The following is a 25,268-nucleotide window of genomic DNA, read 5'->3' on the forward strand; positions in this document are numbered from 1 at the left end:
TCACCCCGCACAGAAAACTTTCAATGCAGAGCAACAAACAAAACTTCCAACCAACTCTCGCAAACCCCAAAAATCATTCCGAAGCAGCGAAGCCGTGAACTATAACACAACTTCAGCAAACCACAAAAAAAATTTTGAAGAAACTCCAACGGCAATGCATCGCACTTCCGGGGGGAGGGGGCGGACTTTGCAGCCCAAACCGTTTCACCTTAACCGGCTGCTGAAATACTCCCCGCAGAGGCTGACTGATTGTTTGTGTGCTCAAGCCTTGGGCTGCTGCTGTGCTGCGTGAGGGCATGAAAGCTATATTTGAGTGGCCAAAGGGGGCCTTCTTGCCCTCACTGGGCGCTTTGCTGGCGCAGCTGCGCCAGCCTTCGCATGCGCACCAGGTTGTAGGCGGCCATGTTCAGCACGAACAGTTGCTGCACTTTCACCAACCCGCGCACCATCACCTGCCGGATTTGGCCGATGCTTTTGGCCCAGCCAAAGCCTTGTTCGATGCGCTTGCGCCGTTGCATCGACAGGCCGTATCCAGCGCTTCGCGCAATGTGCCCGGGTACGGCCGAGCGCCGCCTGGAGGTGTTTTGCACCACATGCGGTTGCACCTTGAGTTGTTGCAGGTGCTCGATGAACTTTGCAGCGTCAAAGCCCCTGTCCGCACCCAGCGTGATGTTCGCTTTGCATTTGGATTGTGTAGCCACTTTGCCGATCATGGCCTTGGCCGCTTCGCGCTCGGCCTTGCCATTGGCGCGCGTGACCATGGTATCGACGATCAGGCCATGGCGGTTTTCCATCAATATATGTCCCATGAAGTACAACTGGCTGGTTAACACGGTGGGCACCCAGACCTTGTCGTCCATCGACAGCCCGATGAACCAGCGAAACAGCAGGTTGTATTGCACTTGCTCCATGAGCAGGCGCTCGCAAGCGCACCGAGTACAGCACTTGCAGCAGCATGGCGCGCAACAGCTTTTGCGGTGCAATGCTGGGCCGCCCGCCTTTGCTGGGCTCTTCGTACATGTGCACAAACAGCTCTTCGAGCTCACTGAGAACCTGTTCAAAATCTTTTTGCCAATTTGTTTATGCTCGTTGCATGAGAGCGAAATACCCAAGCGACATCAGCCCAGAGCAATTTGAGCATGTGCGCCCTTTGCTGGAGAGCGCACGCAAAAGCACCCGCCCGCGCACGGTGGATCTGTATGAGGTGTTCTGCGCCGTGCTGTACCTGCTGCGCACAGGTTGCCAATGGAGAGCTCTGCCGAGTGACTTTCCCAAATGGCGCACCGTACACGCCTACTTCCAGATCTGGAGCCAGCCCAATGAACAAGGCACCAGCTTGCTGCAGCAGGCTTTAAAAAAATCAAGTTGGCGCGGCCCGCGAGAAACAGGCGCGCAACGCATGCAGCACCTTCTTGATCGTGGACGCACAGAGCGTCAAGGGCAGTGACACCGCTGGCCACAAAGGCTATGACGCAGGCAAGAAGGTTTCAGGCATCAAACGTCACATCGCCGTCGATACCCAAGGTCTGCCTCACGCCATTGCCGTGACGACTGCAAACATCACAGACCGCCAAGGCGCACTACAGGCACTCCAGCGCTGCCAACCTGCATGCAAGCGCGTGCAAGGCCTGCTGTGTGACAGCGGCTATGTGGGCAAACCTTTTGCACAGGGCGTGCAAGCCATTTTGGGCGGGCACGTCAACGTGCAGATCGCCAAGCGCAGTCAGTTGCACACCTTCAAGGTGATGCCCAAGCGCTGGGTTGTGGAGCGCAGCTTTGCCTGGCTGGACAAGAACAGACGCTTGTGGAAGAACTGCGAGCGTCTGCTCAATACCAGCTTGCAGTTCATCCACTTGGCTTTCCTGGCGCTCATCCTCAAAAGATTTTGAACAGGTTCTAAAGCCTGCTGCAGCAAGCTGGCGCCTTGTTCATTGGGCTGGCTCCAGATCTGGAAGTAGGCGTGTACGGTGCGCCATTTGGGAAAGTCACTCGGCAGAGCTCTCCATTGGCAACCTGTGCGCAGCAGGTACAGCACGGCGCAGAACACCTCATACAGATCCACCGTGCGCGGGCGGGTGCTTTTGCGTGCGCTCTCCAGCAAAGGGCGCACATGCTCAAATTGCTCTGGGCTGATGTCGCTTGGGTATTTCGCTCTCATGCAACAAGCATAAACAAATTGGCAAAAAGATTTTGAACAGGTTCTCAGACCTCCTCGGCAACGCCCCAGAGCCGGATGCGCAGCCCCCTTTTCCGGTCGCCGCCTGTGCGTGCGCCCGGACAATGCTGCTGTCGCTCATCAGATACTCGTTGCTTCGATCTTGAATCAGGGACTGGAACACCAGCTCCGAGATGCCCTTGGCCGCCCAGCGGGTGAAGCGCTTGTGCACGCTCTTGCAGGCTCCGTAGCGCGTTGGCAGATCGCTCCAGCGCGCCCCAGAGCGCAACACCCACAGCACGCCATTGACGAAACTGCGGTTGTCTACGGCCGTACGCCCGGGGTCACCGGCCTTGCCTGGGAGCAGATTTTCAATCCGCTCCCATTAGGTTTGGGTCAATTCGTAGCGGCTGGGCCGCGGATGCTTGGTCTTGGACATCCGCCGAAGATACCGGATGAATGTCGATTCAGCCGTACTGGAAACAAATGCCTTGGCGTGTGCACAAAATTTAGCCTTCTACACACCGTTGATTTACGAGCCTAAGCAAACAATCAACCTGCGCTGGCGACAGCGAAACTTCAAGGGGAACAGCGAACGCCTCTGGCATAAGCGTCCAGAGCTTGACTGCATCTTTTTCTGTACAAAGCACAACCATATCTTCAGAATTCTCATGCAGCTCTTTAGGCAATCCCTTCACAGCAAAGTCGTAATGGTCTTTTAGAGCTATAGCCCCCCACAGAACCACTCCTCTAGCGCGCAGCATGCTGAAAAAGGATTCTGGGTTGGCAATCCCAGCTATCGCATAGATTAGGGGGCCATCTTTTACTGCCAAGCTAGCTAAATCGATAGCCTGACCTAAGGCATTGTGGGCTATGCCAGATAAGTCGCGGCGAATTTCCCAAACTGGTTCTTGCGTCAATTGGTTTAGTGATTGAAGGTTTTTTCCCTCCACCGACTGCACCACAATGTCTATTGTGTTGGTCCACGCGCCTTGCAAAGACTCCCTCAGCGGTCCGGCCGGTAACAATCGGCCATTACCGATACCCCACGGGGGGAATACGCACAATTGAACATCCCGCCGCAAAGCCAAGTGTTGTATCCCATCATCACAAATAATAATTTCAGTGCCGGGATACGCTGACAACAGGGCATTTCCAGCCTCCCAACGGCTTTTCGCCACAAATGTCGGTACTTGCGTACGAAGGTGGATCAAGAGCGGCTCATCCCCCACTTCAGCAGCAGTGCTTCCTATCCGAACTTCTAAACACTCTCGACTGCTACGCCCATAACCACGCGCCACCACACCTACACGAATGCCTCTGCGCATCAAGTCCTGCACCAAGGCAATAATCAAAGGCGTCTTACCTGCCCCGCCCACAACCACATTGCCTACAACGACAACAGGGACGGGTAAAGATCTCGACTCAAAAAAGCCGTTGACATAAAGCCAACGGCGCAATTTCACTATACCCCCATATAAAAACGCAAGAGGTAGTAGAACGATATCGGCAAGTCCCCTCCCTGGGGCGGGTTGGTGCCAATATCTCTCAAGCCAACGTCGCAGCATGACTTCTTTGAGTTGACTAGCTCAGGCTCCATTTACGCTCCAGCTCTTCGGGGCGCATTTCATCGTAATTTTCAAATGGCTGGTGAATCCAGGGGCTTGTTGGCAAATCTTCAACAGAGTAGTCCGCTTTAAATACAGAAATCCCCTTGGTCCACAAAACCGCCGTTCTCAATTCAGTTATAGGTGGATAGCCTTCACGCAACAGCTTCACCACCTCCACGAGGGTGTGCCCAGTATCCGCCAAATCGTCCACCAGTAACACCCTGCCTGACAACTCTCCTTTCGGCGTAGTGATGTACTTGGCAATATTCAAATGCCCTTGCACGGTACCCGCTTGCGCTCGATAACTGCTAGTGGACATAACCGCTAATGGCTTTTGAAAGATGCGGCTAATGATGTCGCCTGGCCGCATTCCTCCCCGAGCCAGACATAAAACAGTATCGAACTCCCAGCCTGATCGATGAATGATTAAAGCCAATTTTTCAATCAGGCTGTTGTATTCATGATAGCTTACGTACAAATGTTTACCGTCTTCTGTGAGCATGAAGCAACCTCCGGGCACTTTCAAAATCCTTTTAGTGCTATCAGACTTGGCACTGAAAAGGCTGGTGGCGCAAAATCGTATGATCCCTGTCTGGACTAGTTGAAACCGCCGCGATTGGCACACCACAGACCTGCTCAATACGCTCTAAATATTTCCGTGCATTTATCGGCAATTTATCGTATTGGGTTACACCCACTGTGGATTCGCTCCAACCATCTAGCACTTCGTAAATAGGTTCGCATGCTTGGAGCTCATCAGCCCCCATAGGCAGCATATCCAACTTTTGTCCATTTGGTTGCTGATAACCGACGCAAATTTGCACCTTATCCAAGCCATCCAACACATCTAATTTGGTAATGCACAAACCGGTCAATCCATTAATTTGCGCGCTGCGCTTCAATAAGGCTGCATCAAACCAGCCACAACGGCGCGCGCGCCCCGTCGTGACACCTTTTTCCGCCCCCACGGTACTCATGTGATAGCCAGGTGTGCCAGGCGTTTCCCAATCCAACTCTGTGGGAAAGGGACCACTGCCAACCCGAGTGCAATAAGCCTTCGTAATCCCCAGCACATAATGCAGTAAGCCGGGGCCAACACCAGAGCCCGCAGCAGCATTGCCCGCTACGCAATTACTCGACGTGACATAAGGATAGGTGCCATGATCGACATCCAGCAAAGCCCCTTGTGCTCCTTCAAACAATAGGTTTTCACCGCGTCGATGAGCTGCATTCACCTCAGCAGAAACATCAGCCACCATAGGCTTGATCCAATCTGCCTGACGTTTTGCCTCGGCCAAGATAGGCTCGTATTGCAACTGCCCCCGATGGACAAATGCCTGCAGCTCCGCCGGCACCGATACATCACCAGCGTGCAAATATTGCAGCGTGTGGTTATACAACTCTATTTGCTCGCGCAAACGGGACGCAAACCGCTCAGGATGGAGTAAATCCTGCACACGCAAGGCACGTCGCGCTACTTTATCTTCATAAGCTGGACCAATACCACGCCCTGTAGTACCAATCTTGCCGCTTCCCGCTCTTTCCCGGAAAGCCTCACGCGCAAGATCCAAAAACACCTGTTGCGGCAGAATCAAGGGGCAGGCTTCACTTACGCGTAGACGTTCGCGCACAGTAACGCCTGCTGCTTCCAAACCAGCCACCTCCTCCATCAGCTTGGCAATAGAAAGTACAACACCATTGCCGATATAACACGTCACCCCCTCTCGCATGATGCCGCTTGGCACCAGGTGCAAGGCAGTCTTCACTCCATTAATGACCAATGTATGGCCCGCGTTATGTCCACCATGGAAGCGCACCACACCTTGTGCACTTTCAGTTAACCAATCCACCAGCTTACCCTTGCCCTCGTCACCCCATTGAGTGCCGACCACCACCACGTTACGACCCGAGCGAGGCGCACCTGCGGAAGTGTTTGTATTGGTATTCATGCTATTTCCCTAATCGAAGAAGGTTATGCATCCAGCAAACAGGTTGTTGCAGCACTTATTGCAACCTGTCTACCCAAAAGATCAGTTCAAAATCAAAGGACGTACTTGCCAAACACCGTCAACAAATACTAACTCCCGGTCACAATGGAACTCGTCCACTTCCGAGAGGCTGCCAGGCAACGTCAAAATGACCACTTCACCCTGCGCACGCAAAGCCTCCACCCTCAAGCGATGCGCTGCATCCTCCGACCAATCGGTGCGTATCGCTTGGCGCAACGCTCGCGCATCCACGACTCCAGCGAGCTGTTTGATATCCAAGCTAAATCCAGCAGCAGGGCGGTTTCGACCATAGGCAGCCCCCACTGCGTCATAACGACCGCCTCGGACTAGCGCATCGTTACATTGGGGAGCATAAAGCGTAAAGCGCATACCACTGTAATAGGCATACCCGCGCAAATCAGCCAAGTCGTAAGTCACATCTACCACGCACCCCGAGTTACGGCCTACATGCACGCCCAGCCAGCGCAATTCATTGAGTGCATGCAACGCCGCTGGATACTCAGCTAAACGGATGCGTGCTTCCTCCAACACTTCAGCGCCGCCATACAAATCCAGCAATGTAGCCAGCGCCTGCTTTGCAGATGCAGGGAAATCGTGTGTAAGCTGGGCCAATGTACTCGCATCCTTGGCAGCTAGCGCAGCATGAATGGCGCCGAGGCACTCTTCATTCACTGGAGCATGGGCTTGCGCAGCTTCAAGCACACTGCCAGCAATACGCACATCGCCCATCACCAATGCGCACGAACTCACTCCTGCTCGTCGCAAACAAGCCAGCGCCAATTCCACGGCTTCGGCATCGGCCTGCAAACCCGCATAACCGTAAATTTCCGCCCCAAACTGGAGTGGCTCGCGCGAGGCATAAGGGCGCTCGGGTCGGGTGTGCAACACCGGGCCGCAATAGCACAACCGCGTCACCCCTGGACGGTTCAATAAATGTGCATCGATACGCGCCACTTGCTGCGTGCTGTCAGCCCGGATTCCCACGGTACGCCCGGAAAGCTGATCTACTGTTTTAAAAGTCTGCAAGCCCAAAGCTTCGCCTGAGCCACTCAGCAGCGATTCCAAATGCTCAAACAGGGGGGGAATGACCAATTCGTAACCGCAGGATGCGGCCACGTCGAGCAAGCTACGCCGTAACTCTTCTATATGGCGCGCTTCTGATGGCAAAACATCGGCAATGTGGTCGGGCAAAACCCAGGCGGACATAGTCTTATGCGCGCGGCTCGCACGGCTGTTAAAAAACGTATTCTATCGACTCAAAGACCCACATCTGGTCAATCGCACCCACCAAAAATCAGCACGATTTGCCTCCCTCCCTGCTGGACACAGCATAGAATACGCACCTTGCCAAATCGGGGTGTAGCTTAGCCTGGTAGAGCGCTACGTTCGGGACGTAGAGGCCGGAGGTTCGAATCCTCTCACCCCGACCAAAAATGCCGATCACCACCAACTGACAATTCTAAAACCCCTGATAGATCAACAGGTTAGCAGAGTCGCAGCAAATCACGATCCGTCTGGTTCAGTCATTGTTGGTCACTCCACCACGGTAATAATCCGTGAATCGCGAAAACTATCCTTAGGTGGGTGCTTTTGATTACCCAACCTTAGGAGATAGTCATGCTCACTGAGCAGTTTTGCCGCCCCTTCGACCAGTTGCCATTAAAAAAGCCCAGGCGCTCCATTGCGCTTGGGCTTTTTTTGTTTGGTGCATCGGCCTTATGCAAATGCACCACACTTCAGATCAAAAGAAATTTTTATTGAGCAATTTCTATGCCCATCAAGCCGAAATTGCGAATCAAAATTTCTTTTGATTTATAAAATTTTCAGGTCTTTGATGCCAAGCTGGCGTGCATTTCCTGAACGGAAACCACATCCAACTGATCCAAAGCTTTCATCCCTTCCACAGCTGCTTCTGCGCCATAAATCGTGGTGAAAATCGTCACACGACCTTGCAGGGCGCTGGTTCGGATGGAACGGCTGTCTGCGATGGCATTGCGGCGCTCTTCCACGGTGTTGATGATCATGGCAATCTCGCCATTCTTGATCATGTCCACGATGTGGGGACGGCCTTCTGCCACCTTGTTGACAACTTTGACGGCGATGCCTGCGTCCTCCAAAGCAGCGGCAGTACCGCGCGTAGCCACCAGCTCAAAGCCCATGGCCACCAAATCCCGTGCAATAGCCACGGCGCGCGGCTTGTCGCTGTCGCGTACCGTCAGGAACACCGTGCCGCTTGATGGCAAACGCTCGCCAGCGCCCATCTGGGCTTTGGTGTAGGCCTCGCCGAAGGTCTTGCCCACACCCATCACCTCGCCGGTGGATTTCATCTCTGGGCCGAGGATGGTGTCCACGCCGGGGAATTTGACGAAGGGGAACACGGCCTCCTTCACGCTGAAGTAAGGCGGCGTCACTTCCTCTGTCACACCCTGCTGCGCCAAGGTCTGACCAGCCATGCAGCGCGCGGCAATCTTGGCCAGCGGCAAGCCGGTAGCCTTACCGACGAAGGGCACGGTGCGGCTGGCGCGGGGGTTGACTTCCAGCACGTAGATCACGTCTTTCTTCTGGCCATCCTCTTCCTTTTCCTGGATGGCAAACTGCACATTCATCAGGCCCACCACGTTCAGCCCTTCGGCCATGGCGCGGGTCTGGCGCTTGAGCTCGTCAACAGTTTCGACGCTGAGGTAGTACGGCGGCAGCGAGCAGGCCGAGTCACCTGAGTGCACGCCAGCCTGTTCGATGTGCTCCATTACGCCGCCGATCAACACCTGGCCTGTGGCATCACGCACCGCATCCACATCGCACTCAATGGCGTTAGAGAGGAAGCTGTCGAGCAGCACGGGAGAATCATTACTGACTTGGACCGCTTCGCGCATGTAACGCTCCAGCCCGGCTTGCTCATGCACGATTTCCATCGCACGGCCGCCCAGCACGTAGCTGGGGCGCACCACCAGCGGATAGCCCAGCTCGGCGGCTTTTTCCAGCGCCTCGGCCTCGGTGCGGGCCGTGGCGTTGGGCGGCTGGCGCAGGCCCAGCTGGTGCAGCAGTTGCTGGAAGCGCTCGCGGTCTTCTGCCGCGTCAATCATGTCGGGCGTGGTGCCGATGATGGGCACGCCGGCCTTTTCCAGGCCCAGCGCCAGCTTCAGCGGTGTCTGGCCGCCGTACTGCACGATGACGCCGGCGGGCTTTTCCTTGTCCACGATTTCCAGCACGTCTTCGAGCGTCAGCGGCTCGAAGTACAGGCGGTCGCTGGTGTCGTAGTCGGTGGAAACGGTTTCGGGGTTGCAGTTGACCATGATGGTTTCGTAACCATCCTCGCGCATGGCCAGCGCGGCGTGCACACAGCAATAGTCAAACTCGATGCCCTGGCCGATGCGGTTAGGGCCGCCGCCGAGCACCATGATTTTTTTCTTGTCGGTGGGCTGGGCCTCGCACTCCTCGTCGTAGCTGGAGTACATGTAGGCGGTGTTGGTGGCGAACTCGGCCGCACAGGTGTCCACCCGCTTGTACACGGGGCGCACGCCCAGCGCGTGGCGGCGCGCGCGCACGGCGTGCTCGTCGGTGTGCAGCAGCTTGGCCAGGCGGCGGTCGGAAAAGCCTTTTTGCTTGAGCGCGCGCAGCGTGGCCTCATCCAGCGCGGCCAGGGCCTGCTCGCCCTTTTCGGCGTAGAGCTTGTCCAGATCCAGCTCAATGCGCACGATTTGCTCGATCTGCACCAGGAACCACTTGTCGATCTTGGTGATGGCGTGCACTTCGTCCAGCGACCAGCCCGCGGCAAAGGCGTCGCCCACATACCAGATGCGCGAGGGGCCGGGCTCGCCCAGCTCGCGCTCCAGGATTTCGCGGTCCTGGGTTTTCTCGTTCATGCCGTCCACGCCCACTTCCAGGCCGCGCAGGGCCTTCTGGAAGGACTCCTGGAAGGTGCGGCCCATGGCCATGACCTCACCCACGGACTTCATCTGCGTGGTCAGGCGGTCGTCGGCCTGGGGGAATTTCTCGAACGCAAAGCGCGGCACCTTGGTGACCACGTAGTCGATGCTGGGCTCGAAGCTGGCTGGCGTAGCGCCGCCAGTGATGTCGTTCTTCAGCTCATCGAGCGTATAGCCCACGGCCAGCTTGGCCGCGACCTTGGCGATGGGAAAGCCTGTGGCCTTGGAGGCCAGCGCCGAGGAACGGCTCACGCGCGGGTTCATCTCGATCACGATCATGCGCCCGTCTTTGGGGTTGACCGCGAACTGCACGTTGGAGCCGCCCGTGTCCACGCCAATCTCGCGCAGCACTGCCAGACTGGCGTTGCGCATGAGCTGGTATTCCTTGTCGGTCAGCGTCTGCGCTGGCGCCACGGTGATGGAGTCACCCGTGTGCACGCCCATGGGATCCAGGTTCTCGATGGAGCAAACGATGATGGCGTTGTCAGCCTTGTCGCGCACCACCTCCATCTCGTATTCCTTCCAGCCCAGCAGCGATTCTTCGATCAGCAGCTCGTTGGTGGGCGAGGCCTCCAGGCCGCGCTTGGCGATGGCCTCGAACTCCTCGGCGTTGTAGGCCACGCCGCCGCCCGTGCCGCCCAGCGTGAAGCTGGGGCGGATGATGGTCGGGAAACCCACCGTCTTTTGCACCTCCCAGGCCTCGGCCATGCTGTGGGCGATGCCGCTGCGCGCTGAGCCCAAGCCGATGCGCGTCATGGCGTCCTTGAACTTCTGGCGATCCTCGGCCTTGTCGATGGCCTCGGGCTTGGCGCCGATCAGCTCGACCTTGTATTTGTTGAGCACGCCGTTGCGCCACAAATCCAGCGCGCAATTGAGCGCCGTCTGCCCGCCCATGGTGGGCAAAATGGCGTCGGGGCGCTCCTTGGCGATGATTTTTTCCACCGTCTGCCAGTTGATCGGCTCAATGTACGTCACATCCGCCGTAGCCGGGTCCGTCATGATGGTGGCCGGGTTGCTGTTGATGAGGATGACGCGATAGCCCTCCTCGCGCAGCGCCTTGCATGCTTGCACGCCAGAGTAGTCAAACTCGCACGCTTGGCCAATGACGATGGGGCCAGCGCCGATGATGAGGATGGATTGAAGGTCGGTTCTTTTAGGCATAACTCGGGGCTAGGGAAAGCAGCCAGGCGTTCAGAGTGCGTGCGCCAGAGCTTAAAAAGCGTAAAGGGAGTACGGCAGTGTTGCTATTACAAACATGGGTCTGCAAATGCACAGCGTGCCGCACCCAACGGAACGCTCAGGCTGCTCCATTAAGGGTGTGGGACTGGATGTGCTCCAGCAATTTTTGCAAGCGTTCGGGCTGCACTTTTTTCTGCATCAACTGCAACAGCCCGTCGCCTTCAGCGATGGGGCGCAGCACGTCCACTTCGGCCGGATAGAAATTCACATCCCACGCCAAAAGCTCCTGCTCGAATTCTTCATCGCTCCAGTTTTTGCCTTTGGCTATGAACACCACCAAAGGCATGGCTTTTTTCTCGATGAAGGATTTTTTGTAAGGCTTTTGCGCCCAGCGCTCGGCAAACCACTCGCGCGCGCCAGGCTCCAGGGTGAGCATGCGCTTGGAGATGGCTTTTTCGAGTGCGGCAGAAGGGAAGCTGAACAATTTCATGGCTAGTGGACTTGGATAAAAAAGTACAGAAAAAGAAGGCGACCCCAAAAAGAGCGGCCGCCTGAAGCAGAAATTAAGCAGCCGCGCGGCGACGCTGCATCAATTGAATGAACTGGTCAAACAGGTATTCCGTGTCGTGCGGGCCGGGCAAAGCCTCGGGATGGCCCTGGAAGCAAAACGCTGGCTTGTCCACATGGGCCAGCCCTTGCACGGTGCCATCGAACAGGCTGGTATGCGTCACCCACAGAGAGTCTGGCAGACTCTCCGCATCCACCGCAAAGCCGTGGTTTTGGCTGGTGATGCACACCCGGCCACTGTCGTGATCCTTGACGGGATGGTTGGCGCCGTGGTGGCCAAACTTCATCTTGAACGTCTTGCCCCCCATGGCCAAGGCCATGATCTGGTGCCCCAGGCAAATGCCAAACACCGGCAAGCCGCTGTGGATGGCTTCGCGCGCCGATTCAATGGCGTAATCGCAAGCGCCAGGATCGCCCGGGCCGTTGGAGAGGAACACGCCATCGGGCTGCATCGCGGCCACCTCGGCAAACGGCGTTTGCGCCGGCACCAGCGTGACGCGACAGCCCTTGTGCGCCAGGATCCGCAAAATATTGCGTTTCACGCCGAAGTCGTAGGCCACCACATGAAAACGCGGTTCCGTCTGCTCGCCATAGCCTTCGCCGAGCGCCCAAACCGTCTGCGTCCACTCATAGGGCTTGTCGGTAGTCACTGCCTTCGCCAAATCCAGCCCCGCCATGCTGGGGGCGGCCTTGGCCAGCGCGATGGCCTCTTGCACCCGCGCATCCGTCACGGCTTCGCCTGGCTCCAGCGCCAAAATGCAGCCGTTTTGCGCGCCATGCTCGCGCAAATGGCGCGTCAGGCGCCGGGTGTCGATGTTGGCAATCGCCACCAAGCCGTTGGCTCGCAGGTAAGACTGCAAATTCTGGCTGGATCGGAAGTTGCTCTCCAACAGTGGCAAATCCTTAATCACCAGCCCTGCCGCAAACAGGCGGGCGGACTCAACGTCCTCGGTATTGACACCGTAATTACCAATATGGGGATAAGTCAGCGTCACGATCTGCTGGCAATAACTGGGATCGGTCAGGATTTCCTGATAACCCGACATGGAAGTGTTGAACACCACCTCCCCCACCGTGGAGCCGGGCGCCCCAATAGCTCTGCCAGTGAACACCGTGCCATCTGCAAGCGCCAGGAGCGCGACGGGGAAATCCCCCTGCTGTAAAGACAAAAGCACGCAATACACCTCGAAAAACACGCTTGCCTCAACCTGTGCGGCACACCGCGCAAAGGCATGTCAACGCACGTAAACCTTGCGTAAACAAAGCAAGCAGATAAACCGGCTGAGTATAACTGGGCCAATCCCAAAGAGCTTGTTGAAAACAAATTCCCGGCAACGCCCAATCGCTGCACAGATAATCCGCGCCCATGAATCCCCGCCTTCAATCCCTGCACCCCTACCCTTTCGAGCGCCTGCGCCAGTTGTTCGATGGCGTGGCGCCCAGCCCGGCGCTGGCGCCCATCAGCCTGGGCATTGGCGAGCCGCGCCATGCCACACCGCAGTTGGTGCTCGATGCCTACGCCCAGGCCCTGCACGATCCTGGCCTGGCCAGCTACCCGGCCACGGCTGGCACGCCCGCGCTGCGCCAGGCTTGCGCCCAGTGGCTGGCGCGGCGCTACGGCGTGCAGGCCGATGCCGGGCGCGAAATCCTGCCCGTCAACGGCTCGCGCGAGGCGCTGTTTGCGCTCACCCAGGCCGTCGTCGATCCCGGCGATACGCAGGCCATCGTCGTCTGCCCCAACCCCTTCTACCAAATCTACGAAGGTGCGGCCCTGCTCGCTGGCGCGCAGCCGTATTACGTCAACAGCGATCCCGCGCGCAATTTCGCCGTGGATTGGGACAGCGTGCCGCACGAAATCTGGCAGCGCACGCAACTGGTGTTCACCTGCTCGCCGGGCAACCCCACCGGCGCGGTGATGCCGCTGGCCGAGTGGGACAAGCTCTTTGCCCTCAGCGAGCGTTACGGCTTCGTCATCGCCAGCGATGAGTGCTACAGCGAAATCTACTTCCAGGATGAAGCGCCGCTGGGTGGCCTGCAAGCGGCGCGCCAGCTCGGGCGCGACTGGCAACGCCTGGTGATGCTCACCAGCCTGTCCAAACGCAGCAACGTGCCGGGCATGCGCAGCGGCTTTGTCGCGGGCGATGCGCGCATTCTTGAGGCATTCCTGCTCTACCGCACCTACCACGGCTGCGCCATGTCGCTGCCCGTGCAAGTGGCCAGCATCGCCGCCTGGAACGATGAACGCCACGTGCAGGACAACCGCGCGCTCTATCGCGAGAAATTCGCCCAGATCACCCCCATCCTGGCGGAGGTGCTGGATGTGCGCCTACCCGATGCCAGCTTTTACCTCTGGGCCGGCATCCCGCCCCGCCTGGGGCTGAGCGACACCGCCTTTGCCCGGGCGCTGTACGAACAGCAGGCCGTCACCGTCCTGCCCGGCAGCTACCTGGCGCGCGACACCGCGCACGGCAACCCCGGCGCAGGCCGTGTGCGCATGGCTTTGGTGGCCGAAACCGCCCCTTGCCTGGAGGCCGCGCACCGCATCGCCGCCTTCGTGCGCAGTCTTGGCTAAACGCCGCCCCCTGCCCTTCACCACCCATCAGGAGAAAGCCCATGCTGGAACTCATCATCACCTGGCTGCTCAGCGCCGTCACCCTCATGCTCGTGGGCGCCCTGCTGCCGGGCGTGCAAATCCGCGATTTCAAAGCCGCCCTGTGGGCCGCCGTCATCGTCGGGCTCATCAACACCCTGCTGCGGCCAGTGCTGTTCTGGCTCACCATCCCGCTGACGCTGCTGACCCTGGGCGCGTTCTACCTGGCGCTCAATGGCCTGTTGTTCTGGATGGCGGGCAGCTTCAGCCGCGGCTTTCGCGTCTCGGGCTTTTGGGCCGGGCTGTTTGGCGCCATCCTCTACGGCATCATCAACTGGGCCTTGACGGGCATGGTGCACGGCCTGCTGCCCCAGCCCCACACCCTGCCCACCCCCGTGCCCGCAGAAGCGCCATTCTTCTCCATCTAGCCTTGGTTTTACAAATCAAAAGAAATAGAATTCACATGTTTCGGCATGATATGAATCAAATCATATTTCTTTTGAAATAAAAACTCATGCCCACCCCGCCCGCCTTCATCCGCGCCGACCAACTGCTGGTGCAGCGTGGCCTGGCCGCCACTCGCTCGCAAGCGCAGCGCCTGATCGCCAGCGGCGTGCAGTGGCGGCTGCCCGATGGCTCCACGCCGTGGCAGCGCATCACCAAAAACGGCGCTGAACTCCCCCCGCACGCCGAGCTGCAACTGCTGGACGAGGCGCAAACGCGCTATGTCTCGCGCGGCGGCCTCAAGCTCGCAGGCGCGCTGCACGCCACCGGCTTGCAGCCCGCGGGCTGGCGCTGTCTGGATGTGGGCCAATCCACCGGCGGCTTTACCGATTGCCTGCTGCAACACGGCGCACGCCAGGTGGTGGGGGTGGATGTGGGCCACGGCCAGCTCGCGCCCGCCTTGCGGCAGGACGCACGTGTGCAGGCGCTGGAGAAATGCAACGCCCGCCAGCTCACGCGCGCGCAGGTCGATCCCGACGGGGCGGGCTTTGAGCTGATTACCGGCGATCTCTCCTTCATCTCGCTGTCGCTGGTGCTGCCCGCGCTGGCACCCTGCATGGACGCGCGCACCCACCTGCTCATGCTGGTCAAGCCCCAATTCGAGCTGCAGCCGCAGCAACTGGGCAAAGGCGGCATCGTGCGCGACCCCGCCCTCTACGCCCTGGTGCGCGAGCGCATCGAAGCCGCCTGCCGCGCCCACGGCCTGACCCCACTCCAATGGCTGGACAGCCCCATCACCGGCGGCGACGGTAACCGCGAGTTCTTCATCTGGGCGCAAGCGGCCAATGCCAACACAAACCCAATAAACCAATCAGAGTAAAATCAATTTCAATATCAAATTGCCTAAACAAGTGAATTTTATTTCCTATTGATCGATAAAATTACACAACCACCCGCTCCACACCCCGCTGACAGCGCCCCCCGCACCGCACGCGATGGCGCTTCAGGCCCAAGGGGCAATCCCCCCAAAACGCCACGCCAGGCCATCTCGCGGCACAATCGCGCCCCTTTGCAGTGCGCGACGCCGCTTTGCCAGCTTTTTTCCCCAGCCTCTTTGCAGCGCAGGCTGGCCGCAACCGCCCCCGCGTCGGCCTTCAACGCCGCCCACACGCGCCGCGCGCTTGAGACACGAATCTCCCCCTTCTATGCCAGCACCCACCCCTGCCCTTCCCCTTAGCCTGGAATTTTTCCCGCCCAAAACCGAAGCTGGCGCGCTCAAGCTGCGCCAGGCGCGCCAGCAGCTCTACGCCCTGGCGCCGCAGTTTTGCTCCGTCACCTACGGCGCAGGCGGCTCCACCCAGGCGGGCACCTTTGCCACCGTGGGCGAAATCCTTGCCGAAGGGCAAGATGCCGCCTCGCACTTCTCCTGCATCGGCGCCCACGCCGCCAAACTGCGCGCGGAGCTGCAAGAGCTGCGCGACATGGGCGTCAAACGCCTGGTAGCGCTGCGCGGCGACTTGCCCAGCGGCTACGGCATCAGCAGCGGCCAGGCCGAGCAGCGCTTCCAATACGCCAGCGATCTGGTGGCCTTTGTGCGCGAAGAAACCGGCGCGCACTTCCATATTGAAGTGGCCGCCTACCCCGAGATGCACCCGCAAGCGGCCTCGCCCCAGAAAGACCTGCAAGCCTTTGCCGCCAAGGTGCGCGCAGGCGCCGATTCGGCCATCACGCAGTATTTCTTCAACGCCGATGCCTACTTCCGCTTTGTGGACGAGGCCCGCGCCCTGGGCGTGGATGTGCCCATCGTGCCCGGCATCATGCCCATCATGGGCGCCAGCCAATTGCTGCGCTTTTCCGACGCCTGCGGGGCCGAAGTGCCGCGCTGGATCCGCACACGCCTGCAAGCCCTGGGCGACGATGTGGACGGCATCCGCGCTTTCGGGCTGGATGCCGTCACCGCCCTGTGCGAGCGCCTCATCGCAGGCGGCGCGCCCGGCCTGCACTTCTACACCATGAACCAAAGCCCCCTGGTGCTGGAAATCGCCCAGCGCCTGGGCCTGCACCCCAGCACACCCGCCGCACCCACCATGCCCGCCGCATGAGCGCGCGCCGCCTTTTGCCTATGCACACGACGCCCCACCGCACAGGCAGCGCCACCCGTTTGCGCTGGCCAGGCGCACTCGTCGCACTCGCAGCAGTCACGCTGGCCGCCTGCACCACCGCGCCCCAGGAGCGCGAACCGCTGCACGCCACGCGCATGCTGGAGCTGGATTTGATGCCGCCGGTCTATGAACTCATCACCCCCAAGCCACTGGAGCCAGCCTCGCTGGGCCTGCACCCCAGCGTGAAAACCATCGAATCGCTGGAGGCGCGCCTGCCCCAGGGCCTGCGCAGCGAAGGCGCGGCGGTGCAAAGCCTGTACCAAACCGGCCAGGCCTCGTGGTATGGCGACAAATTCCACGGCCGCCTCACCGCCAACGGCGAGCGCTACAACATGTACGCCATGACGGCCGCCCACCGCACCCTGCCCTTTGGCACCATCGTGTGCGTGCGCAGCCTGCAAACCAGCAAGGAAATCAAAGTCCGCATCAACGACCGCGGCCCTTACGTAGGCCAGCGCATCATCGACCTCAGCCGTGGCGCGGCGGAAAAGCTCGGCATGCTCTCGCAGGGCCTGAAAAACGTGGCCTTGTGGATCCCCCAGAAAAACGGCCCCCAGTGCGGCGAAGACGACGTGCTGCTGGAAGGCAAAGGCGCCCCACCGCCACACAACCCGCCACGCGGCCTGAGCGCCAGCACGCCCGCACAAACCCCAGGCAAAGCCACAGCGGCAAAAAGCCCAACAGCCCAAGGCTCGGCGGCCAAAAGATCGGCCAAGAACGCCGCCAGGAAACCCGCCAAAGGCTCGGTCCAGCGTGCCGCCAAAAGCTCCGCCAAGAAAACGCAAAACGCCAAAAACACCAAAACCCCAAAAGCCGTGCGCAAGCCCGCGCGCGCCAACGCCAACGCCAAAGCCCGGTAAACCCCGCGCGCCGTGCCGCCGCCCTCCGACTTCGCCCGCCCTGCCATGCACATCGGCCCCATCGCCCTTGCCAACCGCCTGTTCGTCGCCCCCATGGCGGGCGTGACGGATCGGCCCTTTCGCATGCTGTGCCGCAAGCTCGGCGCCGGCTACGCCGTCAGCGAGATGATTACCTCGCAGCCCCAGCTCTACAAAAGCCTCAAAACCGCGCGGCGCGCCAACCACGAGGGCGAGCCGGGGCCGATCGCCGTGCAAATCGCCGGCACCGAAGCCGCCGCCATGGCCGAAGCCGCGCGCTACAACATCGAGCGCGGCGCGCAAATCATCGACATCAACATGGGCTGCCCGGCCAAAAAAGTCTGCAACGCCTGGGCCGGCTCGGCCCTGATGCAAAACGAGCCGCTGGCCATCGCCATCGCCCAGGCCGTAGTGGCCGCCTGCGCGCCGCACGGCGTGCCGGTGACGCTGAAAATGCGCACCGGCTGGTCGGCCCAGCACCGCAACGCCACCACGCTGGCACGCGCCTTTGAGGACGTTGGCGTGTGCATGCTCACCGTGCACGGGCGCACGCGCGAGCAAGGCTACCGGGGCCAGGCCGAGTACGACACCATCGCCGCCGTCAAACAGGCCGTGCGCATTCCCGTCGTCGCCAACGGCGACATCACCGACGGCCCCAAAGCCGCCCAGGTGCTGCGCCACACCGGCGCCGACGCGCTGATGGTGGGCCGCGCCGCCCAGGGTCGCCCGTGGATTTTTCAGGAAATTGCCCACTACCTCGCCACCGGCAACCAGCCGCCCGCCCCGGCCACCGCCACCGTGCGGCAATGGCTGCTGGAGCATCTGCTGGACCATTACAGCCTGTATGGCGAATACACCGGCGTGCGCACCGCGCGCAAACACATCGCCTGGTATCTGCAAGGCGTGCCCGGCGGCAGCGCGCTGCGCCACCACATCAACACGCTGGAAGACAGCCAGCAGCAATGGCAGGCGCTGGCCGACTTTCTGCACGCACTGCAAGCCACCCACCCGCAATGGCCCGCCAGCGCCGCGCCCGAGGCCGATGGCGCGGGGGAGGACGGCGAGGGCAGCGAGGGCAGAGAGGGCGACAAAAACGCCGCCTGCCTGGGCTAAGGCTATCGAATGCCCTTATTTTACAAATCAAAAAGAAACAAAATATACTTTTTTTGGCAACATGGGAAACAAGTCATATTTACGATTGATTTGAAGCAGCAAAACCGCCTGCAAGCCGCCCTGCGCCATCCCTCACGGCCATTGGGGCAGGCCGTGGGCCATGACAGGCCAATTACAATCGCCAACTCCTCTCATTCACTCGTTTTGCAAACCATGTCCAACACCCGTACCGAAAAAGACACCTTTGGCCCCATCGAAGTGCCCGCCGACAAGCTCTGGGGCGCGCAAACCCAGCGCTCGCTGCAAAACTTCGACATCTCCGGCGAAAAGCAGCCGCGTGAAATCATCAAGGCGCTGGCGCAAGTCAAGCGCGCCTCGGCCGCCGTCAACCACGCGCTGGGTCTGCTGGACGAGAAAAAGGCCAAGGCCATCATCGCCGCCGCGCAGGAAGTGATCGAGGGCAAGCACCCGGACGAATTCCCGCTGGTGGTCTGGCAGACCGGCTCGGGCACGCAATCGAACATGAACCTCAACGAAGTCATCGCCAACCGCGCCAGCGAGCTGCTGGGCGGCGAGCGCGGCGAGGCCCGCCTGGTGCACCCCAATGACGACGTGAACAAAAGCCAGTCCTCCAACGACGTATTCCCCACCGCCTCGCACGTAGCCGCCGTCGATGCCCTGACCCACAAGCTGCTGCCCGCCATCGACCTGCTCAAAAACACCCTGGCCGAAAAAGCCAAGGCGTTTGACGGCATCGTCAAGATCGGCCGCACCCACTTGCAGGACGCCACGCCGCTGACGCTGGGGCAGGAAATCTCCGGCTGGGTCGCCCAGCTCGAACACGGCAAAAAACACGTGCAGGACGCACTGCCCCACCTCTGCGAGCTGGCCCTGGGCGGCACCGCCGTGGGCACCGGCCTGAATGCGCCCAAGGGCTATGCCGAAGGCGTGGCCAAGGAGCTGGCGGACATCACCGGCCTGCCCTTCGTGACCTCGCCCAACAAGTTCGAATCGCTGGCCTCGCAAGACGCGCTGGTGCACGCCCACGGCGCGCTCAAAACCCTGGCCGCCAGCCTGACCAAGATTGCCAACGACGTGCGCTGGCTGGCCAGCGGCCCGCGCAGCGGCATCGGCGAAATCACCATCCCCGAGAACGAGCCTGGCTCCTCCATCATGCCCGGCAAGGTCAACCCCACGCAAAGCGAAGCCGTGACCATGCTGGCCGCGCAAGTCATGGGCAACGACGTGGCCATCAACATCAGCGGCGCATCGGGCAACTTCGAGCTCAACGTCTTCCGCCCCGTGGTGGCCCACAACTTCCTGCAAAGCGTGCGCCTCTTGGCCGACGGCATGCGCAGCTTCAACGACAACTGCGCCGTGGGCATAGAACCCAACCGCGAACGCATCGCTGAGCTGGTGGGCAACTCGCTGATGCTGGTCACCGCGCTGAACCCGCACATCGGCTACGACAAGGCCGCCTTCATCGCCAAGAAGGCGCACAAGGAAGGCACCAGCCTGCGCGAGGCCGCCATTGCCAGCGGCCACCTCACCGCCGAACAGTTCGACCAGTGGGTGGTGCCGGAAAACATGGTGGGCCGCTGAGCAGGTTCTTGAAACCTGTTCACGATCTCCGGATTCGGGGTACGCCCCGGTGACCGGCGGGTTTGGGGCGTGTCCGAAGTCTCTGCCCGGCGGTCGGGAGGGCGGATTTGGGCGGCGCTGGCAGCGCAAACAAAATTTGTCGATAGCGTGCGCTATCGCGCACCAGCGGTCGCGTGTTGCGCCTTGCCCCCAAAACCGTCTCTTGCCCGCTCACGTCGGGACTTTGAACAAACGCCGGGAGCGTGTCCCAAAAATCCTCGCGCTACGCCGCGCCCGCCCTTGGGGCGAGCACTGGGCGTGGCGATTTGGTGACACGCCCCGAAACCTGTTCACGATCTCCTGCCTAGGCTGCTTTGTTGCGTGAACAAGGGACGCCTTGCATCCCTTGCAAAACTGCTTTTTGCCCACGTGCGCCACACTTTTCGGCAGGTTTTGCAGTCGCACAGCCAGCAGAATTTGGCACCAGACAGTAATTGACGCAAGTGCCCGGCAAGGAAGAGGAAAGGAGTTACAGATGAGCATCATGCAGCAGTCCAGCAAAGCGCAAGACAGGAGCTTGGGCGTCTGGTTTCAATACATCGAGCAAGGCCAGGTGAAATTGCCGCGCTTTCAGCGCTTTGAAGCCTGGGATCGGGCGCGCATTACCAGCTTTTTGCACACCATCATCAACAATCTGCCCGTGGGCGTCGCCTTGGCGCTTGAGGTGGCTGGTCAGGAAAAATTCGAATCGCGCTACATCGCCAGCGCCGAACCTGCCACGCCGGGCGCGGTGACTCAGCATTTGCTCGACGGCCAGCAAAGGCTGACGGCGTTCTGGCGCTCGATGCACAACAACTACGAATCAGAAACATTTTTCGTCTATTTGCCGCAGTTCGACCAAGGGGGGAGCAAGTCCAGCAGCGAGCCGGAAATCCGCTGCATTCCACGCTGGATCAACAAGCACGGGCTGCGGATGCCGCGCTGGGCCGAAGATCCGGCCCAATGTCTCAAGCGCGGCCTGTTGCCTGTGCATCTGCTGCGGCCTGGTGATATTTCGACAGAGCGAGAGCGTTGGTTGAACGAGGCCACCAAACCCCTGGAGCCCGCCGAGACAGACCCGGACGCCCTGAGCAAATACAAGGCCTACACCGCCACACGCAACGCAGTCAGCACCGAGATCACCACGCTGCGCGAGCGGGTGACGCATTTCAATCTGCCCTATCTTTCCTTGCCAGCCCATACCAGCAAGGACGTGGCCTTGCAGGTGTTCATCAACATGAATACCAACAGCAAGCCCTTGTCCCTGTACGACATCATCGTGGCCGAAGTGGAGAGCGTCACCGAGCAGTCGCTGCACGCGCTGCAATCCAGCCTGACGGACAAATGCCCGATGGCGGGGCGCTATGGCAATGTGTCCGATCTCATTTTGTCCACCTCCGCGCTGCTGCAAGATAAGCCACCCAGCACGCACGGCATGGTCGAAATGGACAAGCAGCAGCTGCTGGTCAATTGGCCAAAGCTCGAGCGTGGGCTTGAGCGTATGGCCACGTTTCTGGACGGCCAGCGCGTGTTCGACAAAGAGCGGCTACCAACGAATGCGGTTTTGGCCGTGATTGCCGCTGCCTACGAGTGGATTCCGGAGCACGGCGACTTTCTGGCAAAAGCCGAAAAGCTGCTGCGCCGCTACCTGTGGTCGGCCTTTTTCACGGATCGCTACGAAAACACGGCAGCCTCACGCGCGTTTGCCGATTTCAAGGCCATCAAGGCTTTGTTGAACAACCCCGGCTTTACCGATGCCGATTTGGCAACGGTGCCCGTGCTCAACCGTGCCGAATTCCCGCTGGCGGATGTGGACTCGCTGATGGCCGCCGGCTGGCCCAAGGCAACAGGCATAGAGGCGCGCGCCATTTTGGCGGTCACCACCTACCTGGGCGCGCTGGACTTCGCAGACCACAAGGCGGCCACCTACGACAATATCCAAAAACGCGAGTACCACCATGTGTTTCCCGATGCCCTGCTCAGCGAAGCCGGCATCCAAAGCAGCCTGGCGCTGAACTGCGCGCTCATTACCTGGAAGACCAACCGGATCATCGGCCGCAAAGACCCGCTGGAATACCTGAAAGAGCGTGTTCAGTGGGCCAGTGAAGCTGTGGTGTGCGAGCGTTTGAAGTCGCACCTCATTTCATACGACTTGCTTGCCAAGGCGCATTACGCCGACCTGCAAGGGCAGGCGCTCAAACAAAAGCTGGCGGCCGATTTCCACGCATTTTTGCGCGACCGCGCCAGCCTGGTCTTTGCCGCCATGACGGAACTCACCCAGGGCGACTGCCCCTCGCTCGAAGCCTTGTGGGCTGCGCACGCAGTCAATGCCGATGGATGATGCACAGGCTGCCACGCAAAAACCTGCGCAAGGTCTCTGCAGGATTGACAAAGCAAGCGGTTCGGGCGGTCTGTGGCGTTGAAAGCCTTGACAGGCCTCGCGGCCATCCGGGTTTTGCATCTCGCACACCGTAGCCACCCAAGCCCGGCTGTGGCGTGGCCTTGCAGACGCCGCCAACTGCCCAATGCACTTGTGCTCCAGCCGGGTAGCTACTGCCAACAGGCTCTTGACCCGCCACTTTTTTATCTTCCGCCCATGACGGCCACTGCCTCGCTCCTGCCTGTCTCCGCCAAACCTGCCCTGCCAGCCGATTGGCCCATGCGCCTGGCTTGCCTGCTCATCGCCTTGCTGGCACTCTCGCCGCTGGCGGCTTTGCTTTGGCACGCCCTGGGCGGCGACTGGCAGCACTGGGCGCACCAATTCACCTACGTGCTGCCCACAGCGGCGCGCAACACCTTGTGGCTGCTTGCCGGGGTGGGGGTATTGGTCACGCTGATCGGCACGGGCGCGGCCTGGCTGGTCACGGCCTACCGATTCCCGGGCCGGGGCGTGCTGGTCTGGGCGCTGCTGCTGCCCATGGCCATGCCCAGCTACGTCATGGCCTATGCCTATCTGGATTTGCTGCACCCCATCGGCCCCGTCCAAACTCTGCTGCGCGAATGGCTGGGCTACAGCAGCGCGCGCGAATGGCGACTGCCCGATGTGCGCTCATTGCCCGGTGCAATGGCTTTGCTGGCGCTGGTGCTTTACCCCTATGTGTACTTGAGCACCCGCTTCATGTTCATGAGCCAGTCGGCCAGCCTGCTCGAGGCCGCTCGCAGCCTGGGCTGCACGGCCGCCAGCGCCTTTTGGCGTGTGGCCCTGCCGCTGGCGCGCCCGGCCATTGCCGTGGGCCTGTCGCTGGCCTTGCTGGAAACACTCAATGACATCGGTGCATCCGAATTCCTTGGCGTGCGCACCATGACGGTGGCGGTTTACACCACTTGGGTGGCGCGCTCCGACCTGGGCGGCGCGGCGCAAATGGCCTTGCTGATGCTGGTGCTGGTGGTGGGCCTGATCCTGCTGGAGCGCCGCGCGCGCCAGCGCCAGCGCTTTGCCACCACCCAGCGCATGCGCCCCATGCAACCCAAAACCCTGCGCGGCGCGCCCGCCCTGCTGGCGCTGGCGCTGGGCAGCCTGCCGGTGCTGCTGGGCTTTCTCGCCCCGGCGGGTTATCTGGCCTATGCCGGTATCCGCCGCATGGAGCAATCGCCCATCTCTGCCGAGCTGTGGCAAAGCCTGCTCAACACCCTGGCCATCGCCTGCGCCGCCACCTTGGTGGCCTTGGCGCTGGGCCTGCTGCTGGCCTGGCAAGCGCGCGTGCGCGTGCAAGGCCAGCGCGCCGCCTGGGCCAACGCCTGCGCCCGCATCGCCAGCCTGGGCTATGCCATCCCCGGCACCATCCTCGCCATTGGGCTGCTCACGCCGCTGGCGCTGGCCGATAGCGCCCTCTCCGCGCTGCTGCGCGACAGCCGCCTGTGGCTCATGGGCAGCATGGCTGCCATCGTGCTGGCCTGCACGCTGCGCTTTTTGGCGGTGACGGTCGGCTCGCTCGAAGCGGGGCTGAGCCGCATTCCCCCATCGCTGGAGCAAGCGGCGCGCCTGCTGGGCCACGGCAGCGCCGCCACCTTGCGCCGCGTGCACCTGCCCTTGCTCAAGCCCGCCCTGGCCGCTGGCGCGCTGCTGGTGTTTGTGGACACCATGAAAGAGCTGCCCGCCACCTTGCTGCTACGCCCGCTCAACCTCGACACCCTCGCCACGCGCCTGTATGCCGAAGCCGCGCGCGGCACTTATGAAGAAGGCGCCATCGCCGCCCTGGCCATCGTGCTGGCGGGGCTGCTGCCCGTCATCCTGCTGGCGCGCACCCGCATGGCTGTGGATGCCGCCGCCTGAGCCGCCCAACTGCACCTTTGCCTGCCATGACCACTTTTCTCGACCTGCACGCCCTGCGCCTGGGCTACGACACCCCCCAGGGGCTGCGTGAAATCGTCCGCGACTTCTCCCTGCAACTGGCGCGCGGCGAGATCGCCTGCCTGCTGGGGCCCTCTGGCTGCGGCAAATCCACCATCTTGCGCGCCATTGCCGGTTTTGAGCCGCTGCGCAGCGGCCACATCCGGCTGCAAGGGGTTGAGCTCTCCAGCCCCCGGCACATGCTGGCGCCAGAGAAGCGCCGCGTGGGCATGATGTTTCAGGACTACGCCTTGTTCCCCCATCTCGACGTCTGGCACAACGTCGCCTTCGGCCTGCGCGCCTTGGGCCGTGCGCAGCGCCACAAACGCGTGCAGGAAATGCTCGAACTGGTCGGCCTGCCCCAATCGGCCAAAGCCTGGCCGCACGAACTCTCCGGCGGCCAGCAGCAGCGCGTGGCCCTGGCGCGCGCCCTGGCCCCCGCGCCCGAGCTGCTGCTGCTCGATGAGCCTTTCTCCAACCTCGACACCGACCTGCGCGAGCGCCTGGCGCAGGAAGTGCGCGACATCCTCCAGCGCATGGGCCACACCGCCATCCTCGTGACCCACAACAAAAACGAAGCGCGCATCATGGCCAGTAAAGTCTGCATCCTCACCCCCGGCCAGCCCACGCAATACCTGGCCGCAGCCGATTTGAGCTAGCCGAAAGCCAACCGAAAACCTGCCCA

Annotated in this window: 19 protein-coding genes, 1 tRNA gene and 3 pseudogenes; 13 read left to right on the forward strand and 10 right to left on the reverse strand. The window is 60.8% G+C overall.

Annotation, left to right across the window (positions count from 1 at the left end):
- Positions 1-338 precede the first annotated feature (338 nt).
- A pseudogene (locus tag EBQ26_RS00005) lies at positions 339-1,056 on the reverse strand (transposase); the annotation flags it as partial.
- Positions 1,057-1,093: 37 nt separating this feature from the next.
- On the opposite strand from EBQ26_RS00005, the gene EBQ26_RS00010 reads away from it, so the two are divergent.
- Positions 1,094-1,889 (forward strand): IS5 family transposase gene (locus EBQ26_RS00010; protein WP_122236991.1). Its coding sequence is split into 2 segments (ribosomal slippage): positions 1,094-1,356 and positions 1,355-1,889, totalling 798 coding nucleotides; the frame shifts between segments, so codons are not numbered across the junction.
- A gap of 5 nt (positions 1,890-1,894) precedes the next feature.
- Here the strand turns inward: EBQ26_RS00010 and EBQ26_RS00015 are convergent.
- The 6 genes and pseudogenes from EBQ26_RS00015 to EBQ26_RS00040 all read right to left on the reverse strand — a co-directional run.
- Positions 1,895-2,158 (reverse strand): annotated as a pseudogene (locus EBQ26_RS00015) (transposase); the annotation flags it as partial.
- Positions 2,159-2,197: 39 nt separating this feature from the next.
- Positions 2,198-2,531 (reverse strand): annotated as a pseudogene (locus EBQ26_RS00020) (IS5 family transposase); the annotation flags it as partial.
- Between the two features lie 133 nt (positions 2,532-2,664).
- Positions 2,665-3,723, reverse strand: coding sequence for a tetraacyldisaccharide 4'-kinase (lpxK, locus tag EBQ26_RS00025; protein WP_122236993.1), 1,059 nt, complete (start codon positions 3,721-3,723; stop codon positions 2,665-2,667).
- A 16-nt stretch (positions 3,724-3,739) separates the two neighbouring features.
- Positions 3,740-4,267, reverse strand: a complete 528-nt coding sequence (locus tag EBQ26_RS00030; protein ID WP_122236994.1) for a phosphoribosyltransferase — start codon at positions 4,265-4,267, stop codon at positions 3,740-3,742.
- A gap of 40 nt (positions 4,268-4,307) precedes the next feature.
- A complete protein-coding gene (locus EBQ26_RS00035; protein ID WP_122236995.1) occupies positions 4,308-5,714 on the reverse strand; it encodes an adenylosuccinate synthase in 1,407 nt (468 codons plus the stop codon).
- Positions 5,715-5,795: 81 nt separating this feature from the next.
- The gene (locus EBQ26_RS00040) at positions 5,796-6,980 is read right to left on the reverse strand and encodes an ATP phosphoribosyltransferase regulatory subunit (RefSeq protein WP_122236996.1); all 1,185 of its coding nucleotides are present in this window, start codon (positions 6,978-6,980) and stop codon (positions 5,796-5,798) included.
- Positions 6,981-7,127: 147 nt separating this feature from the next.
- Between EBQ26_RS00040 and EBQ26_RS00045 the strand changes: the two genes are divergently transcribed.
- Positions 7,128-7,204: transfer RNA gene (locus tag EBQ26_RS00045), tRNA-Pro, on the forward strand.
- Between the two features lie 187 nt (positions 7,205-7,391).
- Positions 7,392-7,535, forward strand: coding sequence for a hypothetical protein (locus tag EBQ26_RS12790; RefSeq protein WP_238944027.1), 144 nt, complete (start codon positions 7,392-7,394; stop codon positions 7,533-7,535).
- A gap of 62 nt (positions 7,536-7,597) precedes the next feature.
- Here EBQ26_RS12790 and carB read toward each other — a convergent pair whose 3' ends face one another.
- The 3 genes from carB to carA form a co-directional block, all read right to left on the reverse strand.
- Positions 7,598-10,861, reverse strand: a complete 3,264-nt coding sequence (carB, locus tag EBQ26_RS00050; protein ID WP_122236997.1) for a carbamoyl-phosphate synthase large subunit — start codon at positions 10,859-10,861, stop codon at positions 7,598-7,600.
- A gap of 136 nt (positions 10,862-10,997) precedes the next feature.
- Entirely contained in the window at positions 10,998-11,369 is a 372-nt protein-coding gene (locus EBQ26_RS00055; RefSeq protein WP_122236998.1) for a hypothetical protein, read from the reverse strand.
- Between the two features lie 73 nt (positions 11,370-11,442).
- The gene (carA, locus tag EBQ26_RS00060) at positions 11,443-12,621 is read right to left on the reverse strand and encodes a glutamine-hydrolyzing carbamoyl-phosphate synthase small subunit (RefSeq protein WP_122237256.1); all 1,179 of its coding nucleotides are present in this window, start codon (positions 12,619-12,621) and stop codon (positions 11,443-11,445) included.
- A gap of 191 nt (positions 12,622-12,812) precedes the next feature.
- On the opposite strand from carA, the gene dapC reads away from it, so the two are divergent.
- From dapC to EBQ26_RS00110, 10 genes are all read left to right on the forward strand, one after another.
- Complete coding sequence (gene dapC, locus EBQ26_RS00065) at positions 12,813-14,018, forward strand: succinyldiaminopimelate transaminase (RefSeq protein WP_122236999.1); 1,206 nt, start codon at positions 12,813-12,815, stop codon at positions 14,016-14,018.
- Positions 14,019-14,059: 41 nt separating this feature from the next.
- Positions 14,060-14,464, forward strand: coding sequence for a phage holin family protein (locus tag EBQ26_RS00070; RefSeq protein ID WP_238944028.1), 405 nt, complete (start codon positions 14,060-14,062; stop codon positions 14,462-14,464).
- Between the two features lie 107 nt (positions 14,465-14,571).
- Complete coding sequence (locus EBQ26_RS00075; protein ID WP_122237258.1) at positions 14,572-15,360, forward strand: TlyA family RNA methyltransferase; 789 nt, start codon at positions 14,572-14,574, stop codon at positions 15,358-15,360.
- A gap of 325 nt (positions 15,361-15,685) precedes the next feature.
- Positions 15,686-16,582 carry a methylenetetrahydrofolate reductase [NAD(P)H] gene (metF, locus tag EBQ26_RS00080; RefSeq protein ID WP_122237000.1) on the forward strand — a complete coding sequence of 299 codons (897 nt, stop codon included), beginning with the start codon at positions 15,686-15,688 and terminating at the stop codon, positions 16,580-16,582.
- A 20-nt stretch (positions 16,583-16,602) separates the two neighbouring features.
- Entirely contained in the window at positions 16,603-17,502 is a 900-nt protein-coding gene (locus tag EBQ26_RS00085) for a septal ring lytic transglycosylase RlpA family protein (RefSeq protein ID WP_238944029.1), read from the forward strand.
- A gap of 45 nt (positions 17,503-17,547) precedes the next feature.
- Positions 17,548-18,633 carry a tRNA dihydrouridine synthase DusB gene (gene dusB / locus EBQ26_RS00090; protein ID WP_122237001.1) on the forward strand — a complete coding sequence of 362 codons (1,086 nt, stop codon included), beginning with the start codon at positions 17,548-17,550 and terminating at the stop codon, positions 18,631-18,633.
- Positions 18,634-18,846: 213 nt separating this feature from the next.
- Positions 18,847-20,235, forward strand: a complete 1,389-nt coding sequence (gene fumC / locus EBQ26_RS00095) for a class II fumarate hydratase (RefSeq protein ID WP_122237002.1) — start codon at positions 18,847-18,849, stop codon at positions 20,233-20,235.
- A gap of 514 nt (positions 20,236-20,749) precedes the next feature.
- On the forward strand, positions 20,750-22,594 hold the full coding sequence (locus tag EBQ26_RS00100) for a DUF262 domain-containing protein (protein ID WP_122237003.1): 1,845 nt from the start codon (positions 20,750-20,752) through the stop codon (positions 22,592-22,594).
- Between the two features lie 318 nt (positions 22,595-22,912).
- Complete coding sequence (locus EBQ26_RS00105) at positions 22,913-24,526, forward strand: ABC transporter permease (protein ID WP_238944064.1); 1,614 nt, start codon at positions 22,913-22,915, stop codon at positions 24,524-24,526.
- 26 nt (positions 24,527-24,552) lie between these two features.
- Entirely contained in the window at positions 24,553-25,242 is a 690-nt protein-coding gene (locus EBQ26_RS00110; protein WP_122237005.1) for an ABC transporter ATP-binding protein, read from the forward strand.
- Positions 25,243-25,268: the final 26 nt, after the last annotated feature.

The sequence above is a fragment of the Allofranklinella schreckenbergeri genome (assembly GCF_003703475.1).
Taxonomy (GTDB): Bacteria; Pseudomonadota; Gammaproteobacteria; order Burkholderiales; family Burkholderiaceae_C; genus Lampropedia; species Lampropedia schreckenbergeri.

Coding starts and splice junctions, on each gene's coding strand:
- dusB (WP_122237001.1), top strand. CDS start 17,548: ATGCACATCGGCCCCATCGCCCTTGCCAACCGCCTGTTCGTCGCCCCC.
- EBQ26_RS00110 (WP_122237005.1), top strand. CDS start 24,553: ATGACCACTTTTCTCGACCTGCACGCCCTGCGCCTGGGCTACGACACC.
- EBQ26_RS00035 (WP_122236995.1), bottom strand. CDS start 5,714: ATGAATACCAATACAAACACTTCCGCAGGTGCGCCTCGCTCGGGTCGT.
- dapC (WP_122236999.1), top strand. CDS start 12,813: ATGAATCCCCGCCTTCAATCCCTGCACCCCTACCCTTTCGAGCGCCTG.
- EBQ26_RS00030 (WP_122236994.1), bottom strand. CDS start 4,267: ATGCTCACAGAAGACGGTAAACATTTGTACGTAAGCTATCATGAATAC.
- EBQ26_RS00105 (WP_238944064.1), top strand. CDS start 22,913: ATGCGCCTGGCTTGCCTGCTCATCGCCTTGCTGGCACTCTCGCCGCTG.
- EBQ26_RS00040 (WP_122236996.1), bottom strand. CDS start 6,980: ATGTCCGCCTGGGTTTTGCCCGACCACATTGCCGATGTTTTGCCATCA.
- EBQ26_RS00100 (WP_122237003.1), top strand. CDS start 20,750: ATGAGCATCATGCAGCAGTCCAGCAAAGCGCAAGACAGGAGCTTGGGC.
- EBQ26_RS00070 (WP_238944028.1), top strand. CDS start 14,060: ATGCTGGAACTCATCATCACCTGGCTGCTCAGCGCCGTCACCCTCATG.
- fumC (WP_122237002.1), top strand. CDS start 18,847: ATGTCCAACACCCGTACCGAAAAAGACACCTTTGGCCCCATCGAAGTG.
- carB (WP_122236997.1), bottom strand. CDS start 10,861: ATGCCTAAAAGAACCGACCTTCAATCCATCCTCATCATCGGCGCTGGC.
- EBQ26_RS12790 (WP_238944027.1), top strand. CDS start 7,392: ATGCTCACTGAGCAGTTTTGCCGCCCCTTCGACCAGTTGCCATTAAAA.
- lpxK (WP_122236993.1), bottom strand. CDS start 3,723: ATGCTGCGACGTTGGCTTGAGAGATATTGGCACCAACCCGCCCCAGGG.
- EBQ26_RS00085 (WP_238944029.1), top strand. CDS start 16,603: ATGCACACGACGCCCCACCGCACAGGCAGCGCCACCCGTTTGCGCTGG.
- metF (WP_122237000.1), top strand. CDS start 15,686: ATGCCAGCACCCACCCCTGCCCTTCCCCTTAGCCTGGAATTTTTCCCG.
- EBQ26_RS00055 (WP_122236998.1), bottom strand. CDS start 11,369: ATGAAATTGTTCAGCTTCCCTTCTGCCGCACTCGAAAAAGCCATCTCC.